A 22,950-nucleotide genomic window follows, 5' to 3' on the forward strand; every position below is an offset into this window, starting at 1 on the left:
ACTCAAAAAACAAAGCCAACTAATGAAAAAATCAATCCTCTATTTTGTTCTTCTTATTACCGCCAGTATCACCGCACAAGATTTTGATGTGGAGCTGCTGCGAGACCTAAAACCAAGAAACATTGGTCCCGCAGGAATGAGCGGTCGTGTCACTTCCATTGATGTGGTCCATTCCAATCCCGATGTAATGTTTGTTGGAACAGCTTCGGGCGGCTTGTGGAAATCAACTTCTGGTGGAATAAAATGGGAACCCATTTTTGATAATGAAGTAACAGGCTCAATAGGAGCTGTAGCCATCCAACAATCCAACCCATCCGTAATTTGGGTAGGTACAGGAGAAGGCAACCCAAGAAACAGCCTAAATGGCGGATATGGAATTTATAAGTCCCTGGACGGGGGTAAAACCTGGAAATCCATGGGCTTGGAGAAAACAAGGCACATCCATAGGATCATAATCGACCCAACAGACCCCGATGTAGTGTACGTAGGTGCCATTGGTTCCCCTTGGGGCGAGCACCCCGAGCGAGGTGTCTTTAAAACTACGGATGGTGGTGAAACTTGGGAAAAGGTATTGTTCGTGAACAACAAAACAGGCGTTGCCGATTTGGTCATGGACCCAAAAAACCCGAACAAACTGATTGCTGCCATGTGGGAGCACAAAAGAGAACCATGGTTCTTTAAGTCGGGCGGAGAAGGCAGCGGATTGCACATTACGCACGACGGTGGTAAAACATGGAAACAAATCACCGCGGAAGATGGACTTCCCAAAGGAGATTTGGGAAGGATTGGTGTTGCCATAGCCCGAAACAAACCCAATATCATCTATGCCCTGGTAGAGGCGAAGAAAAATGCTTTGTACAAATCAACAGATGGTGGTTTCAAATGGGAGAAAATCAATGATAAAAGCGATATAGGAAACCGTCCATTTTATTATTCAGAAATATATGTAGACCCTCAAAACGAAAATCGGGTGTATTCGGTTTTCACCTATATCAATGTTTCCGAAGATGGCGGTAAAAATTTCACCCAATTGATGCCCGCCTATGGTGTGGACAATGGTGTGCACCCCGATCACCATGCCTGGTGGATTCACCCCGAAAACGGACAATTCATGATGGATGGAAACGATGGAGGTCTCAACATTACCAAAAACGGAGGCAAAACATGGCGCTTTATTGGTAATTTGCCCGTGGCACAGTTCTATCACATCAGTACAGACAACGAGTACCCGTACAATGTATACGGAGGTATGCAGGACAACGGCTCTTGGAGAGGACCCGCCTATGTTTGGAAAGCACAGGGCATCCGAAATAGTTATTGGCAAGAAATCGCCTTTGGCGATGGGTTCGATGTGGTTCCAGACAGGGACGATAGCCAATACGGATATGCCATGAGCCAGCAAGGGTATGTGAGCCGTTACGATTGGAAAACAGGGAACGGTTACATTGTACGCCCTACCCCGCCCGATGCGGACACGAAACTTCGGTTTAACTGGAACGCGGCCATTGGCCAAGACCCTTTTGACAACAGCACGGTATATTTTGGCAGTCAGTTTGTGCACAAATCCACAAACAAAGGTTTGACTTGGGAGGTAATCTCGCCAGACCTGACGACCAACGATAAGGAAAAACAAAAACAGAGCGAAAGCGGTGGACTTACGATGGATGCCACAGGGGCGGAAAACCACTGCACCATCATTGTGATAGAACCTTCACCCGTTGAAAAGGATATGCTCTGGATTGGAACAGACGATGGACGTGTGCACTATACCCAAAATGGTGGTGAAACCTGGGTCGAGGTCACCAAAAACATTAAAGGCTTACCAACGGGAAGTTGGATTCCACAGATAAAAGCTTCTCAGAACAATAAAGGTGAAGCCCTATTGATCGCAAACGATTACAGAAGGTTCAATTATACGCCATACGCCTACCGCACTAAAGACTATGGCAAAACCTGGACCCGTATTGTAGATGAAAACGATGTGGAAAGCTACACGCTATCCATTATCGAGGACCCAAAAAACCCCAACCTCATGTTCTTGGGTACGGATGATGGACTTTATCTTTCATTGGACGCAGGCAACAATTGGAAAAAATGGAACAAGGATTTCCCAACCGTTTCCACAAAGGATTTGGCCATTCATCCAAGGGAGCAGGATTTGGTCATCGGAACCTTCGGCAGGGCCGCTTGGGTATTGGATGATATCCGACCGTTGCGAAAATTGGCGGGCAATACTTCTGTTTTAGGGAAAGAAATCGGTCTTTTTGATAGTCCTGATGCCTATTTGGCCGCATACCAACAGCCCACTGGCGGTAGGTTTGGAGGAGATGCCATTTACAGCGGTGAGAACAGGGAATCAGGAGCTATGATCACATACTACCTAAAAGAAGGAGCTGACAAGTCCAAGGAAGAGAAAAAAGACGAAAGCGAAGAGGGTGACAAGGCCGAGGACGAAAAGCCAAAGGAAAAAACCAAGGATTCCATCTTTTTTGAATTCTATGATGGTGATAGGCTCATCAGAACATTGAAATACAAAACTCCCGAAAAGGCTGGTTTCCATAGAGTTTATTGGAACTTGGATGAAAAAGGTCCCGATAGACCTTCGAGAACCATCAGCAAACGCGACAGAGAACGTGGTGGTATCGAGGTAAAACCTGGAACTTACAAAGTAAAGGCCATTTATGGCGATGTGTCCGATTCCACCATGGTAACCGTTAAAACGGACCCAAGGTTGGATGTTGACCTCGCCTCCATCAACGAAGTGTACGAAACTGGCAAAAAACTGGAAGGATACACACAAACAGCCGCAGATGCCGTAAAACAATTGGTGGAAAGCAAAAATTTGGCTGAAAAATTCAAAAAAGAGCTCAAGGAACTGGACAAGGAGAAATTCAAGGAACAAATAAAAGCATCCGAAGAAATTACAAAGCAAATCGATTCTGTCATTGCCCTGTATTTGGGCAAGGAAGACAAAAGACAAGGAATCACCGATGATCCCGAACCTAACGTAATGACCAGACTGGGGGATGCTTCTTACTATGTAAATACAAGAAAATCTGGAATCACCGAAACCGAACGAAGAATGATTCGGTTTGCAGAAGAAGAACTAAAGGCAGCATTGGAAAGCACCAATGCCTTCTTTAATGATGAATGGAAATCGTACAGAACATCCATTGAATCATTGGATCTATCTCCTTTTAAGGAAACCGAAAGTTTTGAACTTAAATAAGCGAACCATGAAAAAATTATTGGCCATTGCCCTGATCACCAGTATTTGGGCGTGCAAAGAAGAAAAAAAGGAACCTTCCGTAGCGGATACGATGAAGACCTACACCATTGCCCAAATGATGGACAACGAATCCATTGGAGGAGGAAGTTTTTCGCCCGACAAATCCAAATTGTTGGTATCGAGCAACCGTTCGGGTATTTATAATATGTACACCATACCCACTTCGGGCGGGGACATGATGCCCATAACGCAGTCGGACAGCTCTTCGGTGTTCTCTATTTCTTATTTTCCGAATGATGAGCGAATGCTCTTCCGTATGGACAACAATGGTGATGAAATTTATCACATTTTTGTACGGGACACCGATGGCAGCCACAAAGACCTGACACCAGAGCAGGGGGCCCGTTCCCTGTTTTACCAATGGTCCGAGGACAAATCCGCATTCTTTTATGGCTCCAACAAGCGGGATAGCCGATTTATGGACCTCTACAAAATGGATTTGGAGACTATGGACGCCGAACTGATCTATCAAAATGATGATGGATACGATGTAGGCGTTGTTTCCCCTGATGAAAAATATGTGGCGTTGAGCAAATCCATCAACACGAACGATAGTGATCTGTTCCTGTACAATTTGGAGTCCGATGCATTGATGAAAATCAACAAAAACCAAAGTGGAAACGCACCACAGGATTTTTCACCCGATGGCTCCGCACTCTATTACACTACCGATGATGGCAGTGAATTTTCTTATCTGATGAGATACACCATTGCTGATGGATCGTACGAAAAGGCAATGGAACGTGATTGGGATATTTCAGGGAGTTATTTTACGGATAATGGCACCTATCAAGTCACTTACATTAACGAAGATGCCAAAAACACCATCGAAGTGATGGAAGTGGCCACGGGCAAAAACATAGAACTCCCCAAGGTGGAGAACATGGAGATTACCAGCGTTAGCTTTTCGGACGACGAAACCATGATGCGGTTTTATGCAGGTGGCTCGCATACACCATCAAACCTTTATGTGTACAATTTGGAAACCAAGGAGCAGAAAAAGCTGACCGATGTATTGAATCCAGAAATCCAAGGACAGGATTTGGTCAAGGCCGAGGTAATCCGATATAAATCCTTTGATGGCTTGGAAATCCCTGCGATTTACTACACCCCACACCAAGCAAGCGAGGAAAATCCAGTGCCCGCTTTGGTTTGGGTACACGGAGGTCCTGGGGGGCAATCCCGTCAAAACTTCAGCTCTTTCATCCAATATTTGGTGAACCATGGTTATGCCGTTTTAGCGGTGAACAATCGCGGAAGCAGTGGATATGGCAAAACCTTCTACCAAATGGACGACCTGAACCACGGTGACAAAGATTTGAAAGACTGCGTAGAGGGAAAAAATTGGTTGGCTCAACAACCTGAGATCGATGGGGAGAAAATAGGAATTATTGGAGGTTCCTACGGCGGATACATGACCATGGCCGCTTTGACCTATGCCCCTGAAGAATTTGATGTAGGGGTCAATCTCTTTGGGGTGACGAATTGGATGAGAACCCTAAAAAGTATCCCGCCATGGTGGGAATCCTTTAAGGATGCACTGTACAAAGAATTGGGAGACCCTTACAGTGCCGACTCCGTTCGGTTAAAACAGATTTCCCCTCTTTTCCATACCGATAAGGTCACCAAACCATTGATCGTACTTCAAGGCTCGCAAGACCCTAGGGTATTGCAGGCAGAGTCTGACGAAATTGTAGCTGGGGTGCGTCAAAATGGAGTCCCTGTAGAGTATGTCCTCTTTGAGGATGAAGGACATGGTTTTGTCAAAAAAGAGAATCAAATCACTGCATACAGTAAAATTTTAGAGTTTTTGGACGAGTACCTCAAAGGAGATGCAAGTACCCCAATAAAAGAAGAAAGTAAATGATCAAAAAATTAACTGCCCTTTTTATACTATTAGGAACATTATCTGCAAATGCACAACAACCTGGTGAGGATGAAATGGGATCTTGGTTCATGTATTTTGGCATGAACAAGGTCTCGGAACGGCTCAGTGTACACACCGAAGCACAGTTTAGGTTTTATGAGACCACGAGCAACTTTAACCAAATGTTGTTGAGAACAGGGCTCAATTACCACATCAACCCCAATGCCATAGCCACTGGAGGTTATGCGTTTATTGACACGGACAATACTTTTTATGAGTTTGAGGGCGTGGTCAATTCCAAGGAGCATCGGATTTTCCAGCAATTTATTCTTAAAAACAAGGTTTGGGAATTCCTGTTTGAACACCGTTACCGCTTGGAACAGCGTTTTTTGGATTTTGGGGAAACCACCGATACGCAACATAGGGCGCGTTATCGGATTCAAATGACCCTGCCATTGACCAACACGTTCTTTTTGAACTTTTACGACGAGTTGTTCATCAACCTTCAAGACGACCTTTTTGGACAAAACAGGCTCTATGGAGCGGTGGGGGTAAACATTACCGAAAACAGCAGTATACAGGTAGGTTACCTAAGAAACCAATTTGCCAATGCCGTCTACGACCGCTTACAATTTGCGGTGTTCTATAACCCTGACCTAAGAGGAATCTTTAAAAAGAACAAAGGCCGGAAATGAGATGGTCAAATGGTTGACACCTGTACAAATTATGCCTAACTTAGTAGGGAATCTAAAAACACATTTTAATGAAAAGTATAAAAGTAGTAGCGTTATCGCTAATATTTATAACAGCATTTAGCTGTAAAGAAGTAAAGAAAGAAGCTGAAGAAACAACCGAAGAGGTTGAGGAAACAGTGGAACAAGTGGCAGAACAAATAGATCCAGAAGTCATTACTTTCGAAATGGAACCCAAAAGCGATAGTAATGTAAGTGGCGAAGTTGTGTTTACCCAGGACGAAGGCGAAGTAATCATGAGAGCTACCTTTTTAGGACTAGATGAAGGCGAGCATGCCATTCACCTTCACGAAAAAGCGGATTGCTCCTCAGCTGATGGTACATCGACCGGTGGCCATTGGAATCCAACCCATGAACCACATGGAAAATGGGGCGCTGAAGAAGGGTACCACAAGGGAGACATTGGTAATTTTACGGCAGATGCCGATGGAAATGCCACAGTTGAGTTTTCTACCGACGAATGGTGCATTGGCTGCGGTGATGAGAAAAAGGATATTTTAGGAAAAGCCGTGATCGTACATCAAGGAACCGATGATTATACATCACAACCTTCGGGTGCCGCTGGTGCAAGAATTGCCTGTACCGGTATTATCCAATAAAAAAAGTGCTTAAGAGCTGCCCTAGTGCAGCTCTTTTTTATTTATTCAACTATGAAAGAATATTCGAACGGGGAAATTTCCGTAATCTGGAAACCCGAACTTTGCCAACATGCCGGAATTTGCGTAAAAATGCTGCCAAACGTATACAACCCTAAAGAAAGACCTTGGATAAAAGCTGAAAACGCATCTACCGAAGCATTGAAACATCAAATCTCAAAGTGTCCCTCCGGCGCGCTGAGCTATCGCTAAATTATCACCAATAAATTGTGGAGAACAACTATCAACTTGTAGACAACGAATCTGCCAAAAGATTTCAGTTCGAACTGGAAAATGGGGACATTGCAAAAATTGAATATATCAAGGCCAAAGAAAAAATATACCTTACCCATACCGAAGTCCCCCAAGGTCATGAAGGCCAAGGAATCGGTTCGGAGCTCATCAAACAAACCTTGGAACATATCAAAAAAGAAAATTGGACACTTATACCTTTGTGTCCCTTTGTTGCCAAGTATCTGCAACAACATCCCGAATGGAAAACGCTGGTGATGAAAGGGATAAACATTGAATAGAATAACAACAATCAATTTTATATTTTAGCCAACTGGCAATGCAATTGGACAACCTCATAGAACAATTTCAGAATAAGGATAAGGCAGCCTTCGAGGCCTTATATCACATGTATGCGGAGAATATCTGTGGGGTTATCAATGTCATTCTTAAGGATGCAGAGCGTTCCCAAGAGATTTGCCAAGACGTTTTTTTGAAAATTTGGGAGCGGTCGGACCAGTATGATGCCTCCAAGGGTCGTTTTTTTACCTGGGTATTGAACATAGCGAGGAACGCTGCAATCGACGAAGTGCGCTCAAAAACCTATAAAAACCAAAAAAAGAACCTTCCTGTTGATTCTCTCGTAGGTATTTTTGAAAACAGCGAAGATTTGAACGGCAGAATGGATACCATAGGCCTTCAATCCCTATTAAAGGGGCTTAAGGACAAATGTATTTTGCTGATAGATATGCTTTATTTTAAAGGATATACGCAAAAAGAAGCGGCCAAGGAACTGAATACTCCGGTCGGGACCATAAAAACAAGGATAAGAAGCTGTATTTCGAACATTAGAAAAAATATGGCATGAGCATAGATGTGAACGAGTACATAGCGTCTGGAAAATTGGAACTCTACGTTGCTGGAGCATTGTCCCCTGAAGAAAATCTTGAGGTGCAGCACTATGCTATTCAATATCCCGAAATCAGAAAAGAGATAGAAGCCATAGAAAAGGCCATTTTGAAACTCACAGCTGCTGCTTCTCCAAAAATGCCACAGGATGGTTTTGCGAAAATCAAGGAGGAACTGGACGATGTTATTCCGTTCGCCCCACAAGCTTCCTCTGAAAGAAAAACATCATGGGGCAGTTATCTGGGCTGGGCAGCATCCATTTTGTTGGCTGTTGGATTGTTCTGGATGTATACGGAGAACTCCAAATTGAAGTCCGAAATAGAACTGACCAATCAAGAAAAACAGAGTCTGGAGGATATCCTATCGGACACTCAAGAAGAAATTACTTCAAAAGAAACCCTACTGCAAGAAATCAGGGACAAAAATGTGACCGTAATTGCCCTGGGAGGACAAACGGTATCGCCATCTTCTTATGCCAAAGCCTATTGGAACAAAGAAGAAAGCAAGGTCATTATCGATGCACAGGGACTTCCTGAACCACCAGATGGCTTTACCTATCAGGTGTGGTCCTTAAAACTGGACCCTCTTACCCCTACCAGTCTAGGCCTATTGGATGATTTTGCATCACAGGACTCAAGACTCTTTACTTTGGAAAATGCCAACGAATCCGAAGCATTCGGAATTACATTGGAGCCCGAGGGCGGAAGCGAGACCCCAACATTGGAACAACTCTACACGCTAGGTGCCGTAGGTGCTTAAAATCGGTCTAAAACCATTTTTTTCTTTTAAAAATGATGACGGATATAATGGTCACCACGAGCATTACCCCCAATAGAATAAAATATCCATAACGTGATTTCAATTCGGGCATATATTCGAAGTTCATCCCATAGATGCCGGCCAAAAATGTAAGGGGAATAAATACCACGGAAAAAATGGTCAACGTCTTCATTACCTCGTTTAAACGATGCCCTTGTACACTGAAGAATAAGTTGATCTGACTTTCCAGCTCCATTATATCCGAATCAATATCGGCAATAAGCCCATTGATCTGTTCCCTGAGCTCGCTAAAATATTTGGTATGGAAACCTTTTACCTGGACCCTTTCCAACTTTACGATTATGTCCCGGAGTCCATGTGAGGCCTTTTTAAAATCCTGGATGATGGCCTTCTTCTGCTCCACCTCGAACATAAACTCTGGTGTGGGTTCCCTTTTTACAATGGCATCCAATGCGTTCTCCATGATCACACTTTCTTCATACTTGTCTTTATAGTTCGTGATCAGGGTTTCCAGAATAAAGAACAGCAGATAATCTGCCCTTTTTTTTCTGATGATACCTTTGTTTTCAAAAATACGTTGCCGTATCCAGTCAAAATGATCCCCCCGTTTTTCTTGTATGCACCAGTTGAAATCTTTGGACACCACAAAATACATTTGCTCGGATTCCATACTGTGGTGTTCCGTTTTCAGGATTCGGGCGGCTATAAAAAGCTGGTCTTCCAGTACAATCACCTTGTTGCCCAATTTTTGGTTCAATAAAAGCCTGAGCAAAAAATCGTCCAGTTCGTTTCCGTCGACCATCTGCCTAAACTCATCCATATATTCAAGTCCATAGGTATTGATCCAAGTAATGGACTTATCTCCTTTGGAAAGCAGCAGATCTTCTTCCAAAGAGAATTTTCTGTTATAGTAATTATCCGGTGAGTAATTTATCACCCATGAATTTTCTTCAAAATCTGTTGCCATGTCGTAAAAAATGAAAGGGTTTATTTGTAGTTTAGATTCTTAAGTTAAATCAAATTTACTAAGAACCATTATGTTTGACACGACGTCGTTCAAAACAGAGATTTTATTCACCGTTATCCTGTTGGCCATCATTATAGCCCTAAACTCGCTGACCAAAAGAGCCATTAGGCGCTTTGGTAGGACCAGTTCCATTGACATGAACAGCAGAAAAATCATTTTTTACCTGAGCAATCTGTTGTTCTACTTAGTGGCCTTCGTGGGAATATCGTTGATTTGGGGTGTGAACATGGAGGAATTTTCCGTTTTTATATCCTCTATTTTGGCTATCCTTGGGGTCGGTTTTGTGGCACAGTGGTCCATTCTATCCAATTTAACGGCCAGTGTAATATTGTTTTTCAACCATCCTTTACGCTTGGGCGATAGAATCCGGGTGATGGACAAGGATTTTGATTGGACCGGGAAAGTTGAGGACATCAGCGGATTTTATCTTTTTATGCGCACCGATGAAGGTAAACGCATCACCATTCCTACCAATTTGGTGATACAGAAGGGTATCGAAATTTTACAGGAGGAAAAAAAAGAACCTGACGACCCTTTGCAAAATGACTAAAAAAACGCCATGGCTTTTTAAGCCATGGCGCACCTAAAAACAACAACCAAGCCAGGGGCTTGTCAACACCCAACCTTGTTCTTGACAGGGGAAATGTCTACAGACTCACTATTTTAGCTTCTTTCATTGGTCCCAATTCATAGGAAGCACTCATCAATTCTTGTTTTAACCGGTCCACTTTTTCTTTTTGGCCATTGGCCTTGTAGATTTCTGCGGCTTGCTGTAAAATGGCAGGTTCATACGTAGCGTTCACTACGTGCTCCTCAATAAGTTGCAAGGCCTTCTTTTTCTCTCCCATATGCAACAAGCTATAGGCCAGCAATCCATAGGATTCGGGCGTGGGTCGGTTCCTGACTTCTTGTTGTGCCAACTTAAATGCCTTTTTTTCAACATCCATGCTCAACAAAAAGTCCACGTTGTAGGCATTGTACATATCGCCGTAGTCCTTATTGTTTTCAACGGTCTTGTAATAATTGTCCAAAGACTGCACCCTGATTATATCATCTTTCAAAAAGGCCGCCACTTCAGCTTTGAGGAGGTAATATTCCGGGGATTTGTTCTTTTTGATGATGGAATCCAAGATTCTCAGTGCTTCGGTACCATTTCTTTCGTGGGAATAAACGATCCAAGCAATCCCTTTTTTTGCATAGGAATTTTTAGGATCAAGTTCCAATGCCTTGAGATAGAATTTATAAGATTCCTCAATACGACCTGCATGACCATAAAAATCGGCTAGATTCGTGTAGGACCATATCCGCAGATGCCTTCTTTTGGAAGATTCCGCTTTTGCATTTGCCTTTTCCATAAACTCGATGGCGGTGTCCAAATCTCCTTTGTGATCGTTCCATTTGGCGACACGGATCAAGTAGCCAAAATCGGACATGTCCCGAATACTGTCCAAATATGAATTGGCGGTGTTATAGTTGCCCAGTTCCATATGCAGATCAAACAATAGGCCCTGTGTTTCCTTGATTCCACTACCGAAGGTTCTAGCCTGTTCCGCTAAATCCAGAGCTTCCCAGAACCTGTGTTGGGAAATGTAGTTTCTCGCTAGGGCACGAAGGTATCCCGGTTTGCCGACCGCCGCTATTTCTACTGCTTTCTTAAGCAATTGTTCCGCATCTTTTAGGTAGGCGACTTCTCCTGTTCCCTTAAAAAAACGGCTGTATTCGCTGGCTACATTGCCCAAACTCAGCAATTGTAGGCTATCCGGTTGTATTTTGTCGTTCCAAAGTTTATAATATTTTGAAGTAGCCTCCATGGGTTCGGAGGACAAGTACTTATCATAATCCTTTTTGTCCGTTTGGAATTCGGTTTTCTGCTCTTGGCAGGACACCAAAAATATCGCGACAAGCGGTGCTAAAATGTATTGTATTGTTGTTTTCATGATATTGTTTTTAGTAAAAAATGGGGAAGGAAAGTATCCCTTCCCCTGATTCCCTTTCATAGCAATTACTCGGGTGCTCCCAAATATGGGAACGTGCTGGAAATATTGGCAGTCAGGGCCACTCCATCAGATGTTAATCGTGGAAGATCGGCCATTCCGTCATCATTTAGGTCCTGTCCACTAAAACGGTCTCCTTCCATGCCTCCGAAAAACAAGATCAAAGAAACATCGATAATATCATCGTTCGGATGTCTTCCCGTTAATGCAACTTCATCCCCATCGGGAACCAATATCCTGCCATCATTGTCAAAATCGGTACCTGGATTAAAGTATGTTGTTGGTAGGTCCGGAGAAACTTCCAGAACGTCGGCCGCCAATACCGTGGTCAAGGTTGCGGCATCCAATCCTAGAATGTTGTTCTCATAGTTTACATCGGCTGGGTCCAATCCCAATTTAAGGGCGTACACATCGTGGTACTGCTCCAATCTGGCCTGAAAGCCTGCTTGAAATGCGGCGCTCATTTCTGAGGGAATGGTGGTGTTATGAGCATCTTTTACGCTCGCTTCACCTTCCATATCAAAACTCAATGTGGTGTTTATACCCGGGCGACCAATATGGTCCACTTGGGAAAATGTTCCGGAAAAATCAACTTCCATCATTTCTTCCTCCATCATCATTTCATCGTCCATGTAGGTTCCGTTGTCGTCGTTGCTACAGCCCACTACCAAGCCAAAGCCAAGAATAAGTGCGGTTGTATATAAAGATTGTTTAAGTTTCATAATATAGATTTAAAGTTTCTTATTGTTTTCTGTTCGTAGTTACCCAAGTTTTGTAAACCGATAATCCAAGGGCATTGGTGGCCGTTGGTGTTCCCAACATGCTGTTTGGGATTTCCACCACAATAGATAGCGTGTTTGCTCCATCAAAGGTGTCCGCTGCTTCTTCTGGGGGCAAAAATCCACCCGGTGCCGAATCCAATTCTGGGGATATTACCGCATTGAACTGGAAAAAGTCAAAAAAGAAAGGGTCTTGTCTTGGACCTGCAAAAAGGGACACCCCGTCAGTTGTGGTCTCCATAATCGCGGTACTGCCGGATATTTCCACACTGCCCAAAGGCGCATCGGTATAAACTTGGCTGCTCAATCCTGTTTGCGATGGGGCAACCGGTCCAAAAAAGTACATTTTCCCTTCCCTTGCAATGGCTTGGATAACCTGGTCTTCTACCAAATCGCCATCCAAATCAATGTTGATCTCGGTAAGCACATCCTCATCAAAAGTTCCATAGGCCAACTCCGGAAGTACATCTGACTGGAGATCTACCACAAAAACGGTATTGTCGGAACCTTCACTGGGTTCAAAGGCATAAAAATCTGCAATATCGGCCGTAGTCCCTGCGGACGAGGGTGCATCTATATGGTCCGCCGAAACCAAAATGGTAGCGGCAACGGCCAAGGTGCTCAAGCCTAATACGTATTTCATTGTTTTTTTCATGATACTTGTTTTTAATGTTTGTTACACCCCTACCTACGGAACCTTTTAAGGGGTGGTTTGGTTTTGATTTGTTAAAATTATCTTAACGTTTTTATGATGGACTGTTTCAAGAGGGCTTTAAGAATCTCGAATAATTTGTTTTACTTTGACGGTTCAATACCTATACATGAACCCTTCTGCCTCTGGATGGATAAATAAATTTGGTCATCTTGTAGACCAAGAACCTTCTACCTTTAAAGATTTCAATAGTCTGTACAAGGAACTCAAACGATATGGTTTTATCTATGGCGTTCACTTGGACATTCCTTCCTTTATTGAAGTGGAACATGCCTTGAGTGAAGATGAAATTGCAAAGATCAACCTGCTTACCGCTTTGTATTATACCTATGTGTTTGAAGTGGGCAAAACAGACTTTGAGGCTTTCGTGAACAAAGTTTTTGAGTACTACCAATCGCTGGATGTCAGTCGGATTTCTTTTTTGAACAAAATATTGACCGGGTCGAAAACAGAATCCCAGCTGGAAAAATTGATTGACTCCAGAATCTATTTAAGCGACAATACTTTTAGTAGGGCCCTTGGAAATAGTCTGACCAATTCGTTGCTCTATGTCGATATCCTCATCTTTATGGTCTATCTAAAAGGGGATAGAAATATCATGGAACATGCACAGCTTTTGGAGTACGTCACCATCAACATTGTTTACCATGCACTCAATTCCAAACAGACCCATGAATCGGATGCAAAATTGATTCAGTTGCTGGGTTCTTCATTGACCTATGTGGATCTTGACAAGGCCAAATTTGAGGGTGATTATTCGGATTTATTGAACCGAAATTTCACCGAGCACGAGAAGGATTATTTTCTTGATATGGCATGCTTGACGATATGGGAGGACAAGACGTTGGACTACACCGAGACCGACTATATTTTTGGCTTGGCAAAAGACCTTGGCAAGTCCAAAAAAGAGATGGATTTTGAGTTGGATTTTGTGAAGGATTTTTTCGAACAAAACAAGGATAAAATTGCCTATCTGAACAACCAAAATCTAGCGGCCCAATTCTATGATGGAATGTCCAAAAATGTGAGCAAACTTATCTTGCGAAACAGCAAAAGATTAAAAAAGGAACTTACCGAAAGTAGGGAATTGGTTTCCCTTTTATCCAAGTCAACGGTGAAAGATCTGAGCCCTGAAGAAAAGAAAAAAGTACAGAATCAACTGTTGGATATTTTTAAGAGCATCCCATCTTTGGCGATTTTTATGTTGCCCGGAGGAGCCATATTATTGCCCATTTTTATTAAATTGATTCCCAAACTACTTCCCTCTGCATTTGATGACAACCGCATCGACAAAAAGTAGCATTTTTAACCAAAAAACCTACTATAAGAAAAACTTATGATAGGTTTTTATTTTAATATTAATAATTGAAATTCAGATTATTGGAATTATTTACTCCAACCAAAGCTTAAAGTCTCTTACCCGCTCCCTACTTACAATGATCTCATGCTCCAAAAAGCGGTTCATCTTGATTTGAAGACGTGAATTAGTGTATGAAATGATGTCCCCGATGTGATTGATGTTCACATAGAACTTCCTGCTCACCCTGAAAAATTTTTGTGGCTCCAGTTCCTCCTCCAATTGCTCCAATGTAGTATCCAACAAATAATTTCTACCATCCGACGTGGCTGCATAGGTACCTTTGTTTTCACTGTAAAAACATTCCACATCATCTGCATTAATGATTTTTAAATGTTGTCCGACCCTCGCCGTAAAACGCTTTTTATATTCGCGTTCCAAGGGGTTCACCAAAAGGTTTTTTATGTCGTTGAAATCGATAGGTATTTTTCGGTTTTCCGGCTTGAATTTTTGATACTTTTTTACGGCACTTTCCAGCTCTTCCTCATCGATGGGTTTCAGTAAATAATCGATGCTGTTCAGCTTGAATGCTTGGAGTGCATATTCGTCAAAAGCAGTAGTGAAAATGATGGCACTTTTTACCTCTACGGCATCGAATATTTCAAAGGAAAGACCGTCCGATAATTGTATGTCCAAAAAGATCAGATCGGGGTGCGGGTTGTCTTGGAACCAAGCTATGGAATCTTCAACGGAATGCAGCATATTGGAGACCTCTATTTGCAATTCTGAAAGCAATCTCGACAATCGTCTTGCTGCCGGTTTTTCATCTTCTATGATAAGGACATTCATTTAATTTCTGTTTTGGTCGGGTTGGTGTTTTTACCTGTAATCTTTCTCAAGAATTTTATTTATTTGTCGCTCTTCCCAGTTTTTCAAGATCGGGATCCTGATGGTTTTGAGTCCATGAACTGCAATTACGACTGCCCAAATTATGGGAATCGCCAAAATATTCCAATCCAACCACCTCAAAAATCCTTCATCTGTATTGCTGCTCTTTTTTGACACCCATTGCACGATGTCTTCTTTTACCACCAATAAAAAGATGGTTACAAGACAGAATTCCACCAAATGAGTATAAAATCTTTTCAATGCCCTTACCTTTTGTTGGGCATTTTCAAAAATGGTCCTGTTGTTCATGGCCTTCATTTATATTTTTCCACTTTTTCCCTATCCTCATCCACGTATTTTTGAATTTGCCTTTCTTCCCACTTTCTGAAAAAAGTGAATTTGTTACGAAGGATGATAAGGGTATGTACCAATAAAATCAGAGCCCAAATTAAAATGTTAGTGGTAATCCAATCGTAGTAATAGGACTCCTTGGGAAATGCATCGGGTAATACCGAATTAAGTGCTCCGATCTTTAGGAGGTATAGAAACCCATTTACCACAACAAAGATCAGAATGTGCCTGTAGTATCCTTTGAGCTCCTTGACTCTTTTCTTGGCGGTTTCCAAGGAAGTTTGGTCGTAAGTCATATCACTTGTATTTGTTCATTTCCTTTTTGTCCTCTTCCATGTACTTTTTTATTTGGCGTTCCTCCCAATTTTTCCCCAAAAATGGATTGAACCCAAAGGTTTTGGATGCATGGAACAAAATACCCAGTCCCCATGCAAACAATGTTATAAAATGTTCCCATTTCCAAAAGTTATCCGTATTGAAGGATAAATTGACCAAAATGAAGGCGTTAATGACCAAATAGATGGCCAAATGTATATAAAACCCCTTCATCTCATCGACCCTTTTCTTGGCCCTTTTGTATTTCTCTTTATCAAAATTTTCCATAATTATTTCCATTTGTTGTCCTGTTCGTCCTTTCTAATAAATTCTTCAATTTTTCGTTTTTCCCATTGTTTGCCAAAAAACGGGTTAAGATCAAACGTTTTCATGGCATGGAAAACTATACCGATGCCCCATCCAAAGGCCGCCCATAAAAACCACATATAGCCAAAGCCGGTAGTAAAATAATTGATAAGTGCAAGACCGGTTATTACCAATACGTATGAAGTTAGATTTCCATAAAACTTTTTGAGCTCTTCCACCCGCTCCCTGGCACGTATGTATTTATTCTCTTTGTCCAAATTTTCCATAACACTGTTGTTTGTTGTGATGTGGTATTTAAAAATACTCATTATTAGAATTCCTTGTCGTTCATAAACTCCTGAATCTTACGCTCTTCCCAATCTTTTCCAAAAAGAGGGTCGTGCCCATATGCTGCCATCCACTGAACTACGAGTCCCATGCCCCATCCTATTGCGGGAAAAACTGACCAGGGGATATCCGTAGTTCTCATGTTGATGAACACCAAGAATGGAATAATAACGCAGTAGGCTGTCAAGTTGTGATAAAAGCATTTAATGCGCTCTACCTTTTTTCTTGCCTTTATGTAGCGGTCTTCGTTTGTATTTTTCATGATCTGTTCGATTTTTATTTTGATTATACTTCAAATTTCCGAATAAGATGGGGGCAAAAGAAAAGCGAGTTCCCGAACTGTAATTTTAATGGGATGAATTGTATTGGGTAAGGATAGAGGATTGAGGATTGAGGGTTGGTGGTTGAGGGTTGAGGGTTGAGGGTTGAGGGTTGATGTTAAAGGTGAAATTAAGGGCGAAGGGAGACTTGGCAGTTTCGATGTAAGTCCAAATTATATTCAACCTATGATGAGTACGGAATTCTAAAAATCATCCTTTTCCATAAGCTCCCTGATCTTGCGTTCTTCCCAGCGTTTTCCCCATAAAGGGTTATAACCAAAGGCGGCCATTCCATGTGCGGTCAAACCAAGTCCCCACCCGATGGTCGGGAAAAAAGCCCATAAAAAGTCGGTGGTACGAAAATTGAGCCACCAGAGGCAAGGAATAATAATACAGTATGCCATAAGGTTGCCGTAAAAATCCTTGATTTCCTTGACCCGTTTCATGGCCTTTGCGTACCGTTTCTCTTCAATAAAATGCTCTTGGGTTTCGAGCACGGTGTATTTTTGGGTGAGCATGGGCAGAAACACGCTAAAATCCTTTTCTGACTTTTTGATGACCATCTCCCGATCCGTCAAAATTTGATAGCGTTGTTTTATGTTCTGCAACCCTACCCCACTGCTTTTTTTCACAACCTGTTTTTCCTGAAGATTGTTGCTTACCACCAACATGCCACGCTCTTCAAAAACTTTAATGTGCAACGGTCTGGACGAGGTAACCACATTGTGCTTTACTGCATTTTCCAATAAAAGTTGCAGCGACAAGGGGACTATTTTTGCTTCTGGCTGGGAGCTGTTATCGGGAATATCAAAGATGATACTGTCCTCAAAACGCATTTTTAATAGCCTCACGTAGGTCCTGGCAAACTTTAGTTCTTCGTCCACCGTTACCAGATCTTTGTTTTTCTGTTCCAGAACATAGCGGTAGACCTTGGACAATGAGGTGGTAAAGTTTTGGGCCTGATGAGGGTCTTCCTCTATCAAGCTGGTCAAAACATTAAGGCTGTTGAACAAAAAATGGGGGTCTAACTGATTTTTAAGGGCATCAAAACGGGCCGATGCCGACCCTGCTATGATTTTCTGTTCCTTTACCTGTTTTTCCTTGTAATACTTATAGTAATAGGCGGCATAGAACAGAATGGCTACCGCCATCGAAATCAAAAATGAGCTCAGATAGTATTCCGTGCGCTCCTCGGATATAAACTGATCTAACGGTTTTTTGTACACCAACACGAACAATACCAATCTGGAAACAACAATACCGGCTATGGAAGCAATAATGTTTCCCAAGATTCCGTAGCCGATATATTTTTTGGTGAACAGCTCCTTATCGTACTTGCGCATCAAAAGAATGAACGAGGCCGCATTGAAAAGATATATGATCATGGAGAATATCATGCTCTCCCAGAACTCTTTCCACAACTGCTGATAAGTGAGATCCCACCCTTTGATAAAGAAAATAATGAGAAAAACTATAAAAATAGCCATCCCCACTAAAAATGCTTTTATAAGTTCTTTGATCAGGAGCTTCATGTTGTTCTATTTACCGCAGCTTGCCAAAACTTCCTTTGCCCTTTCTTCGCCCCAAGATGGGTAGAAAGGTGTTTCGGATTTAAAGGTAGCAAAAAGTTCCAAGGCCCTTTCCACATCTTTACAATATGGGGTGGTGTCCTTGCCAAAATAACGTGCTGCACCCATGTCCCATTCCGCTTTGGAAAGGATTACCCTGGGGTTGTTGGGCTCAAGTTCCATGGCCTTTTGATAGAGTTGTGCATTTTTTGGTGAAAGGGCCATGCCGTAGGTTGCCCCATCAAAAGCGATCCAAGCCGTGTTTATGAGTGCTTCCTGAATCAGGATTTCCGGATTGTCCGGGGAAATGGCCTTGGCCACATCCAAAAATTCCTTGGCCTTTGCTAGTTGCTTGCTCAGTTTTTCCTCATCTTTTTCCCCAAAGGAAATAACCGTGTTCACTTGGGAAACATAGTAGTAGGGCAACCATTTGTCCGGCTCCGCCGTGGCGATTCTTTCAAATAGGTTTGATGCTTCCACGGGCTTTTGGTCCTGCCACAAAGCAAATGCCTGTTCCATACCTTTGGTGTATCGGTCCTGTGCGTTTACAAAAGAGGCTCCTAGCAATACCATTGTTAAAATCAAATTTTTCATGACTGTCGTTTTTTGGTCCCGAAATTGTTCCAGGATGCGTTAATGATGGTCCAAAGTTGGTTCGGATGTTGTATTAAAAAAAAGAAGGGTTACCGAACTGTAAACATTCTAGGATGAACTGTAAAACATCAACCCATTAATTAATATTTTAGCGACAAGTTCCAAAATTAAGACCATGTACATACCACCACATTACAACAATGATGATATCGAGGAAATCAAAAATTTCTTGAAAAACAACAGCTTCGGAATTTTGATCAACATTGTGAACGGCAAACCTTGGGGCACCCATATTCCTTTGGAACTGGAAACCGACGAGTTTGGAAAGGATATTTTGACAGGTCATATTGCCAAGGCGAATCCGCAATGGAAACATTTTACGGACAAGGCTGAAGTGCTGTGCATTTTTAATGGTCCGCACGCCTATGTCTCATCATCTTGGTACAAAAAAGAGGAAGTGCCCACATGGAACTATATTGCCGTACATGTATACGGAACCTTGAAAGTATTGACGGAAGAAGAAACCATGGCTTCCATGCACCGATTGGTAAACAAGTACGAGAAGCAATCTAAAAAACCCATCTCCCTTGATCAAATGTCCGAGAAAACGTTACGCCAAGTAAAGGGCGTTGTTGGTTTTACGGTCCAAGTTTCAGATATACAGGCAATGTACAAGTTATCGCAGACAAGGACGGATGACCATCATAAAATAATCTCGGAACTGGAGGGACGTCAAGATCATGGGAGTCAAGGTGTTGCCCAGCAAATGAGGGACCGTACACCCTAAACTTTATTTTATTCAATATCCTGAAAAATTGCGTCGGCCCAATTGGAATATCTTGGGTTTTCTACATGCATGATCCAAATTTCACCTTTGTACTTCCCTTGCATTTTTGATTGGTACGCGGCATAGGCCATCTCATTTTCATCATACTTTGCCAAATACACGTAGTTGAGACCGTTGTCCGGATTTTTAAAGTATTGTGCCTGTAGTCCCTTGCTCTTAAGGTCTTCCATGAAGTTTTTGAGGTTCGTTTCATTCTTAAAAACGTTGGCCACAATATAATGTCCTTGACCCACTCCTTCAAGATTGATGTATTTCTCTATAGGCTTAAAAGCTCCACCGTGAAAGGTTCCCTCGTTCTTGGTCCCAGCATTTGTTGAAGCTTTCTTGGAATTTTGGGCCAGTGCCCGTTCGGTGGAAGCCTCAATGGCATTGTATACGGAATCCAAATCTTTGTTGTCGGCCAAGTAAAGTTTCTGGGCTTTGCCCTCTATATCCGGAATATCATCGCCATTGTGCCTTTTTACCAACCGCATCACCATTTCAAAACGTTTTTCCATTTCCTCTTCCCTGCTTTGTTTCATGGAATCCATTTTGTAGAGCAGGTCATCAATAACGGCGTAACTGTCCTCTTGCTTTTGCTGTAATTGAGCGATGCGCTCTTCCCAATAGGCCCTCTCCTCCTTGTTGGTTGGACGCAGGGTCGTTTCTACATCCAATTTACTGTTCTCTCCGGTCTTTTCCGTGGAGTTGTCCGCATCGGCCACAGCAGTGTTCTCAATCTTCTCTTTTTCATTTTCATCATTGGATACGAAAGTGTTCTTGGAAAGATTGGGAACAAAGGAATAGGCTATGGAAATTTCGTGCGTTACACCAAGATTGGCTATACTGTTGTTCAAGCTTTTCTCAAAATTATACCCAAACGACAATCTTTGGTTCAAATTGAAGCCGGTACCTGCCGATGCACCATAAAACTGATCATACCCTCCTTGTATCCAACCCAGTTTGGGAAGGTCGAAAATGATCCCCCCTCCAAAAATAGGGTCCTCGGTGCCTTCAAAACGGGCCCTTACCAAAGGTAACAATCTGCTATCCTCAAAAATACCGCCACCGTTTTCGAACTCATGGACGTACTGGATATGTCCTGAAAATGTCTTCTGGTTGAGATCGGTAAGTGATTTGCCGGATTTCAAATTATAATCCACCAGATTTTGAGCGAAAACACCAAAGTCGAATTTGCCCACACTTAGGTTCAGTCCAGGCTGAAAAGAGATAATAGAACTTTCTTCGGCCTCTCTCAAAAAAGGGTCGTCTTCCTGCGTAATCGCTCTACTTGGGTCATAGCTGCTTACATAATAAGGGATGTTAACCCCAAAGGTTAGGCTGCTTTCTTTGCCCAACTGGATACCATGGGAATAATTCGCCATAACACCCAAATTGGAGATAATTCCAACTCGCTGGTTGTAAAGGCTTAGCCCTAAGCCAATTCTATCGTTCAGCCGTCCACTATAACTTAAAAAGTAGTTTTGGCGGTTGTTGGCAAAATCTGCACTCTGGCTTCGATGAAAAAAGTTAATGTAAGATTTGTCCTCCCTGATAGATGAAAAGGTGGGATTGATCAAAAACCGGTTGAACTTCAAAAGATTTTGAAACGGAACATCATAATTTACATCAGGAGTGTTCTCTTCTTGCGCTTGCAAGGGAACGCCAAATAATAGTAAGATGAGTAGCGTAATCACATAACGCTTAAATTGGGTCGAAAACGTAGTTTGGGGAAACGTAGGTAGTTTTATCTCCATAGCCGACTGGGATTTGTAGGTTAATATTCCTGATTGGGACAGGTTTATATCTAAACAATAGTCTCATTTTTGCAAGATTTGGGAACTTGTAAGAATTTTATGACTAAATCTAATGTGAAATTAAACATTTTATCGTTGAACCGATAATTTTTTCGTTGAACGGTTATCCGAATTGACAGATGCATGGTTTTTACCAATGAAAATTGCATCTGAATTCATGAAATTTTAAGGATTCAACTTATTTTTATGACCAAAATCGGAACCATTTCTCCATATGCAGTCAGTAATCAGTATTGTTCCCTATTCCGAAATATATGGAAATGCCTTCAGGGAGCTCAACGAAGAGTGGATAAGAAAGTATTTTACCATTGAGGAAATGGACCGTAAAACGCTTGATCATCCCAAAGAAAATATTATTGACAAAGGCGGCTATATTGCCGTCGCCACCATTGATGAGGAACCCGTGGGCGTTTGCGCGCTCATTCCCTGTTCCTACGATGGTTTTGATTTTGAACTATCCAAAATGGGTGTGTCCCCTAAAGCCCAAGGAAAAGGGGTTGGAAAACTCTTGGGCCTGCACATTATTGAAAAGGCAAAGAGCTTGGGCGCCAGTACCCTATTTTTGGAAAGCAATCGAAAATTGGCTCCAGCCCTATCACTTTACAGAAAACTAGGTTTTGAGGAAATGGTCCCCATCGCATCCCCATACGCAAGAAGCGATATACAAATGTTTCTCCGGTTATAGGGAAAGTCCAATTTGGTGCGGCTTATCATCCGATTCCGTCTTCATCAAGAGGTGTTAGGAAGTCCTGTAAATTATTCCACATACTCTTATATTTCTGATAAAATCGCATAAAACACCTTTCTTTAGCTGCCTTGACAGTTTGGTATATCATTCATGGTCTGACCCTTTAAACTATAATTTATTTCATATCTCATTAAAAATGAGTATCTTAAAATTATAACTTGACAATACACCACCATGGGTCTGATCAAAAAACTTAATAAATGGGCAAATGCCCACACCAATTTAGTATTTGACCTGCTCCGAATCATGCTGGGAATCATTCTTTTTGTAAAGGGCATTGAATTCATGTCAGACTTCAAAGAAATGGAGCAATTGGCCCGTCCGTTCCAAGATATCCCAGGCGGTATGCTCATACTGCATTATTTGGTTCCCGCTCACATTGTTGGAGGCATCCTAATAGTGGTAGGATTGCTTACCCGCTGGGCGGCCCTGGCCCAAATTCCCATAGTTATTGGTGCCATTCTCACCAATTTTTTGGGGACCATGAACAGCAACTATCTGATCCTGTCCATTATCGTATTTATATTCTGTCTCTTTTTTGCGGTATTCGGTTCCGGGAAACACTCCGTAGATTATTACCTTAAAATGCAGCAATAG

General features: G+C 42.2%; 26 protein-coding genes. 13 read left to right on the forward strand and 13 right to left on the reverse strand.

What is annotated here, in order from left to right; translation table 11 throughout:
* The first annotated feature begins 22 nt into the window (after positions 1 to 22).
* The 8 genes from SD449_RS04405 (at position 23) to SD449_RS04440 (ending at position 8,442) form a co-directional block, all read left to right on the forward strand.
* A complete protein-coding gene (locus tag SD449_RS04405; RefSeq protein WP_318309018.1) occupies positions 23 to 3,229 on the forward strand; it encodes a VPS10 domain-containing protein in 3,207 nt (1,068 codons plus the stop codon).
* 7 nt (positions 3,230 to 3,236) lie between these two features.
* Positions 3,237 to 5,156 carry a S9 family peptidase gene (locus tag SD449_RS04410; RefSeq protein ID WP_318309020.1) on the forward strand — a complete coding sequence of 640 codons (1,920 nt, stop codon included), beginning with the start codon at positions 3,237 to 3,239 and terminating at the stop codon, positions 5,154 to 5,156.
* Entirely contained in the window at positions 5,153 to 5,851 is a 699-nt protein-coding gene (locus SD449_RS04415) for a DUF2490 domain-containing protein (protein WP_318309021.1), read from the forward strand. The genes SD449_RS04410 and SD449_RS04415 overlap by 4 nt, the downstream gene beginning before the upstream one ends.
* Positions 5,852 to 5,919: 68 nt before the next feature.
* Complete coding sequence (locus SD449_RS04420) at positions 5,920 to 6,507, forward strand: superoxide dismutase family protein (protein ID WP_318309022.1); 588 nt, start codon at positions 5,920 to 5,922, stop codon at positions 6,505 to 6,507.
* Positions 6,508 to 6,558: 51 nt separating this feature from the next.
* Entirely contained in the window at positions 6,559 to 6,756 is a 198-nt protein-coding gene (locus SD449_RS04425; protein ID WP_318309024.1) for a (4Fe-4S)-binding protein, read from the forward strand.
* A 17-nt stretch (positions 6,757 to 6,773) separates the two neighbouring features.
* A complete protein-coding gene (locus tag SD449_RS04430) occupies positions 6,774 to 7,076 on the forward strand; it encodes a GNAT family N-acetyltransferase (protein WP_318309026.1) in 303 nt (100 codons plus the stop codon).
* A 38-nt stretch (positions 7,077 to 7,114) separates the two neighbouring features.
* A complete protein-coding gene (locus SD449_RS04435; RefSeq protein ID WP_318309027.1) occupies positions 7,115 to 7,642 on the forward strand; it encodes an RNA polymerase sigma factor in 528 nt (175 codons plus the stop codon).
* A gap of 2 nt (positions 7,643 to 7,644) precedes the next feature.
* Positions 7,645 to 8,442 (forward strand): anti-sigma factor, encoded by a 798-nt coding sequence (locus tag SD449_RS04440; protein ID WP_404828020.1) that lies wholly within the window; start codon positions 7,645 to 7,647, stop codon positions 8,440 to 8,442.
* Positions 8,443 to 8,449: 7 nt separating this feature from the next.
* Here SD449_RS04440 and SD449_RS04445 read toward each other — a convergent pair whose 3' ends face one another.
* Positions 8,450 to 9,430, reverse strand: coding sequence for a CorA family divalent cation transporter (locus SD449_RS04445; RefSeq protein WP_318309030.1), 981 nt, complete (start codon positions 9,428 to 9,430; stop codon positions 8,450 to 8,452).
* A gap of 70 nt (positions 9,431 to 9,500) precedes the next feature.
* On the opposite strand from SD449_RS04445, the gene SD449_RS04450 reads away from it, so the two are divergent.
* Entirely contained in the window at positions 9,501 to 10,040 is a 540-nt protein-coding gene (locus SD449_RS04450; RefSeq protein ID WP_318309031.1) for a mechanosensitive ion channel family protein, read from the forward strand.
* 97 nt (positions 10,041 to 10,137) lie between these two features.
* Here SD449_RS04450 and SD449_RS04455 read toward each other — a convergent pair whose 3' ends face one another.
* The 3 genes from SD449_RS04455 to SD449_RS04465 form a co-directional block, all read right to left on the reverse strand.
* The gene (locus SD449_RS04455) at positions 10,138 to 11,427 is read right to left on the reverse strand and encodes a tetratricopeptide repeat protein (protein WP_318309032.1); all 1,290 of its coding nucleotides are present in this window, start codon (positions 11,425 to 11,427) and stop codon (positions 10,138 to 10,140) included.
* Between the two features lie 65 nt (positions 11,428 to 11,492).
* The gene (locus SD449_RS04460) at positions 11,493 to 12,206 is read right to left on the reverse strand and encodes a DUF4331 family protein (RefSeq protein ID WP_318309034.1); all 714 of its coding nucleotides are present in this window, start codon (positions 12,204 to 12,206) and stop codon (positions 11,493 to 11,495) included.
* A 19-nt stretch (positions 12,207 to 12,225) separates the two neighbouring features.
* On the reverse strand, positions 12,226 to 12,918 hold the full coding sequence (locus tag SD449_RS04465; protein ID WP_318309035.1) for a DUF4331 family protein: 693 nt from the start codon (positions 12,916 to 12,918) through the stop codon (positions 12,226 to 12,228).
* 166 nt (positions 12,919 to 13,084) lie between these two features.
* Here SD449_RS04465 and SD449_RS04470 point away from each other — a divergent pair, with 166 nt between their 5' ends.
* A complete protein-coding gene (locus SD449_RS04470) occupies positions 13,085 to 14,275 on the forward strand; it encodes an LETM1-related biofilm-associated protein (RefSeq protein WP_318309036.1) in 1,191 nt (396 codons plus the stop codon).
* Positions 14,276 to 14,365: 90 nt separating this feature from the next.
* On the opposite strand, the gene SD449_RS04475 is transcribed toward SD449_RS04470, so the two are convergent.
* From SD449_RS04475 to SD449_RS04510, 8 genes are all read right to left on the reverse strand, one after another.
* Positions 14,366 to 15,121, reverse strand: coding sequence for a LytR/AlgR family response regulator transcription factor (locus SD449_RS04475; protein ID WP_318309037.1), 756 nt, complete (start codon positions 15,119 to 15,121; stop codon positions 14,366 to 14,368).
* Between the two features lie 30 nt (positions 15,122 to 15,151).
* Complete coding sequence (locus SD449_RS04480) at positions 15,152 to 15,469, reverse strand: 2TM domain-containing protein (RefSeq protein ID WP_318309038.1); 318 nt, start codon at positions 15,467 to 15,469, stop codon at positions 15,152 to 15,154.
* A gap of 5 nt (positions 15,470 to 15,474) precedes the next feature.
* Positions 15,475 to 15,807: a 2TM domain-containing protein gene (locus tag SD449_RS04485; RefSeq protein ID WP_318309039.1), complete on the reverse strand. Its 333-nt coding sequence runs from the start codon at positions 15,805 to 15,807 to the stop codon at positions 15,475 to 15,477.
* A 1-nt stretch (position 15,808) separates the two neighbouring features.
* Positions 15,809 to 16,114, reverse strand: coding sequence for a 2TM domain-containing protein (locus tag SD449_RS04490; protein WP_318309041.1), 306 nt, complete (start codon positions 16,112 to 16,114; stop codon positions 15,809 to 15,811).
* Between the two features lie 2 nt (positions 16,115 to 16,116).
* Positions 16,117 to 16,419 (reverse strand): 2TM domain-containing protein, encoded by a 303-nt coding sequence (locus SD449_RS04495; RefSeq protein ID WP_318309042.1) that lies wholly within the window; start codon positions 16,417 to 16,419, stop codon positions 16,117 to 16,119.
* A gap of 44 nt (positions 16,420 to 16,463) precedes the next feature.
* A complete protein-coding gene (locus tag SD449_RS04500; protein WP_318309043.1) occupies positions 16,464 to 16,742 on the reverse strand; it encodes a 2TM domain-containing protein in 279 nt (92 codons plus the stop codon).
* A gap of 261 nt (positions 16,743 to 17,003) precedes the next feature.
* On the reverse strand, positions 17,004 to 18,332 hold the full coding sequence (locus tag SD449_RS04505; RefSeq protein ID WP_318309044.1) for a 2TM domain-containing protein: 1,329 nt from the start codon (positions 18,330 to 18,332) through the stop codon (positions 17,004 to 17,006).
* A gap of 6 nt (positions 18,333 to 18,338) precedes the next feature.
* Positions 18,339 to 18,962 carry a tetratricopeptide repeat protein gene (locus SD449_RS04510; protein WP_318309045.1) on the reverse strand — a complete coding sequence of 208 codons (624 nt, stop codon included), beginning with the start codon at positions 18,960 to 18,962 and terminating at the stop codon, positions 18,339 to 18,341.
* Between the two features lie 175 nt (positions 18,963 to 19,137).
* Between SD449_RS04510 and SD449_RS04515 the strand changes: the two genes are divergently transcribed.
* Entirely contained in the window at positions 19,138 to 19,749 is a 612-nt protein-coding gene (locus SD449_RS04515; protein ID WP_318309046.1) for an FMN-binding negative transcriptional regulator, read from the forward strand.
* Between the two features lie 8 nt (positions 19,750 to 19,757).
* Here the strand turns inward: SD449_RS04515 and SD449_RS04520 are convergent, their stop codons facing one another.
* Positions 19,758 to 21,545, reverse strand: a complete 1,788-nt coding sequence (locus SD449_RS04520) for a PorP/SprF family type IX secretion system membrane protein (RefSeq protein WP_318309047.1) — start codon at positions 21,543 to 21,545, stop codon at positions 19,758 to 19,760.
* Between the two features lie 274 nt (positions 21,546 to 21,819).
* On the opposite strand from SD449_RS04520, the gene SD449_RS04525 reads away from it, so the two are divergent.
* On the forward strand, positions 21,820 to 22,290 hold the full coding sequence (locus SD449_RS04525) for a GNAT family N-acetyltransferase (RefSeq protein ID WP_318309048.1): 471 nt from the start codon (positions 21,820 to 21,822) through the stop codon (positions 22,288 to 22,290).
* 237 nt (positions 22,291 to 22,527) lie between these two features.
* Complete coding sequence (locus tag SD449_RS04530) at positions 22,528 to 22,950, forward strand: DoxX family protein (protein ID WP_318309049.1); 423 nt, start codon at positions 22,528 to 22,530, stop codon at positions 22,948 to 22,950.

This window comes from Flagellimonas crocea, assembly GCF_033441595.1.
Taxonomy (GTDB): domain Bacteria; phylum Bacteroidota; class Bacteroidia; order Flavobacteriales; family Flavobacteriaceae; genus Flagellimonas; species Flagellimonas crocea.

Coding starts and splice junctions, on each gene's coding strand:
- SD449_RS04405 (WP_318309018.1), top strand. CDS start 23: ATGAAAAAATCAATCCTCTATTTTGTTCTTCTTATTACCGCCAGTATC.
- SD449_RS04410 (WP_318309020.1), top strand. CDS start 3,237: ATGAAAAAATTATTGGCCATTGCCCTGATCACCAGTATTTGGGCGTGC.
- SD449_RS04415 (WP_318309021.1), top strand. CDS start 5,153: ATGATCAAAAAATTAACTGCCCTTTTTATACTATTAGGAACATTATCT.
- SD449_RS04420 (WP_318309022.1), top strand. CDS start 5,920: ATGAAAAGTATAAAAGTAGTAGCGTTATCGCTAATATTTATAACAGCA.
- SD449_RS04425 (WP_318309024.1), top strand. CDS start 6,559: ATGAAAGAATATTCGAACGGGGAAATTTCCGTAATCTGGAAACCCGAA.
- SD449_RS04435 (WP_318309027.1), top strand. CDS start 7,115: ATGCAATTGGACAACCTCATAGAACAATTTCAGAATAAGGATAAGGCA.
- SD449_RS04445 (WP_318309030.1), bottom strand. CDS start 9,430: ATGGCAACAGATTTTGAAGAAAATTCATGGGTGATAAATTACTCACCG.
- SD449_RS04450 (WP_318309031.1), top strand. CDS start 9,501: ATGTTTGACACGACGTCGTTCAAAACAGAGATTTTATTCACCGTTATC.
- SD449_RS04455 (WP_318309032.1), bottom strand. CDS start 11,427: ATGAAAACAACAATACAATACATTTTAGCACCGCTTGTCGCGATATTT.
- SD449_RS04460 (WP_318309034.1), bottom strand. CDS start 12,206: ATGAAACTTAAACAATCTTTATATACAACCGCACTTATTCTTGGCTTT.
- SD449_RS04465 (WP_318309035.1), bottom strand. CDS start 12,918: ATGAAAAAAACAATGAAATACGTATTAGGCTTGAGCACCTTGGCCGTT.
- SD449_RS04470 (WP_318309036.1), top strand. CDS start 13,085: ATGAACCCTTCTGCCTCTGGATGGATAAATAAATTTGGTCATCTTGTA.
- SD449_RS04475 (WP_318309037.1), bottom strand. CDS start 15,121: ATGAATGTCCTTATCATAGAAGATGAAAAACCGGCAGCAAGACGATTG.
- SD449_RS04480 (WP_318309038.1), bottom strand. CDS start 15,469: ATGAACAACAGGACCATTTTTGAAAATGCCCAACAAAAGGTAAGGGCA.
- SD449_RS04485 (WP_318309039.1), bottom strand. CDS start 15,807: ATGACTTACGACCAAACTTCCTTGGAAACCGCCAAGAAAAGAGTCAAG.
- SD449_RS04490 (WP_318309041.1), bottom strand. CDS start 16,114: ATGGAAAATTTTGATAAAGAGAAATACAAAAGGGCCAAGAAAAGGGTC.
- SD449_RS04495 (WP_318309042.1), bottom strand. CDS start 16,419: ATGGAAAATTTGGACAAAGAGAATAAATACATACGTGCCAGGGAGCGG.
- SD449_RS04500 (WP_318309043.1), bottom strand. CDS start 16,742: ATGAAAAATACAAACGAAGACCGCTACATAAAGGCAAGAAAAAAGGTA.
- SD449_RS04505 (WP_318309044.1), bottom strand. CDS start 18,332: ATGAAGCTCCTGATCAAAGAACTTATAAAAGCATTTTTAGTGGGGATG.
- SD449_RS04510 (WP_318309045.1), bottom strand. CDS start 18,962: ATGAAAAATTTGATTTTAACAATGGTATTGCTAGGAGCCTCTTTTGTA.
- SD449_RS04515 (WP_318309046.1), top strand. CDS start 19,138: ATGTACATACCACCACATTACAACAATGATGATATCGAGGAAATCAAA.
- SD449_RS04520 (WP_318309047.1), bottom strand. CDS start 21,545: ATGGAGATAAAACTACCTACGTTTCCCCAAACTACGTTTTCGACCCAA.
- SD449_RS04525 (WP_318309048.1), top strand. CDS start 21,820: ATGCAGTCAGTAATCAGTATTGTTCCCTATTCCGAAATATATGGAAAT.
- SD449_RS04530 (WP_318309049.1), top strand. CDS start 22,528: ATGGGTCTGATCAAAAAACTTAATAAATGGGCAAATGCCCACACCAAT.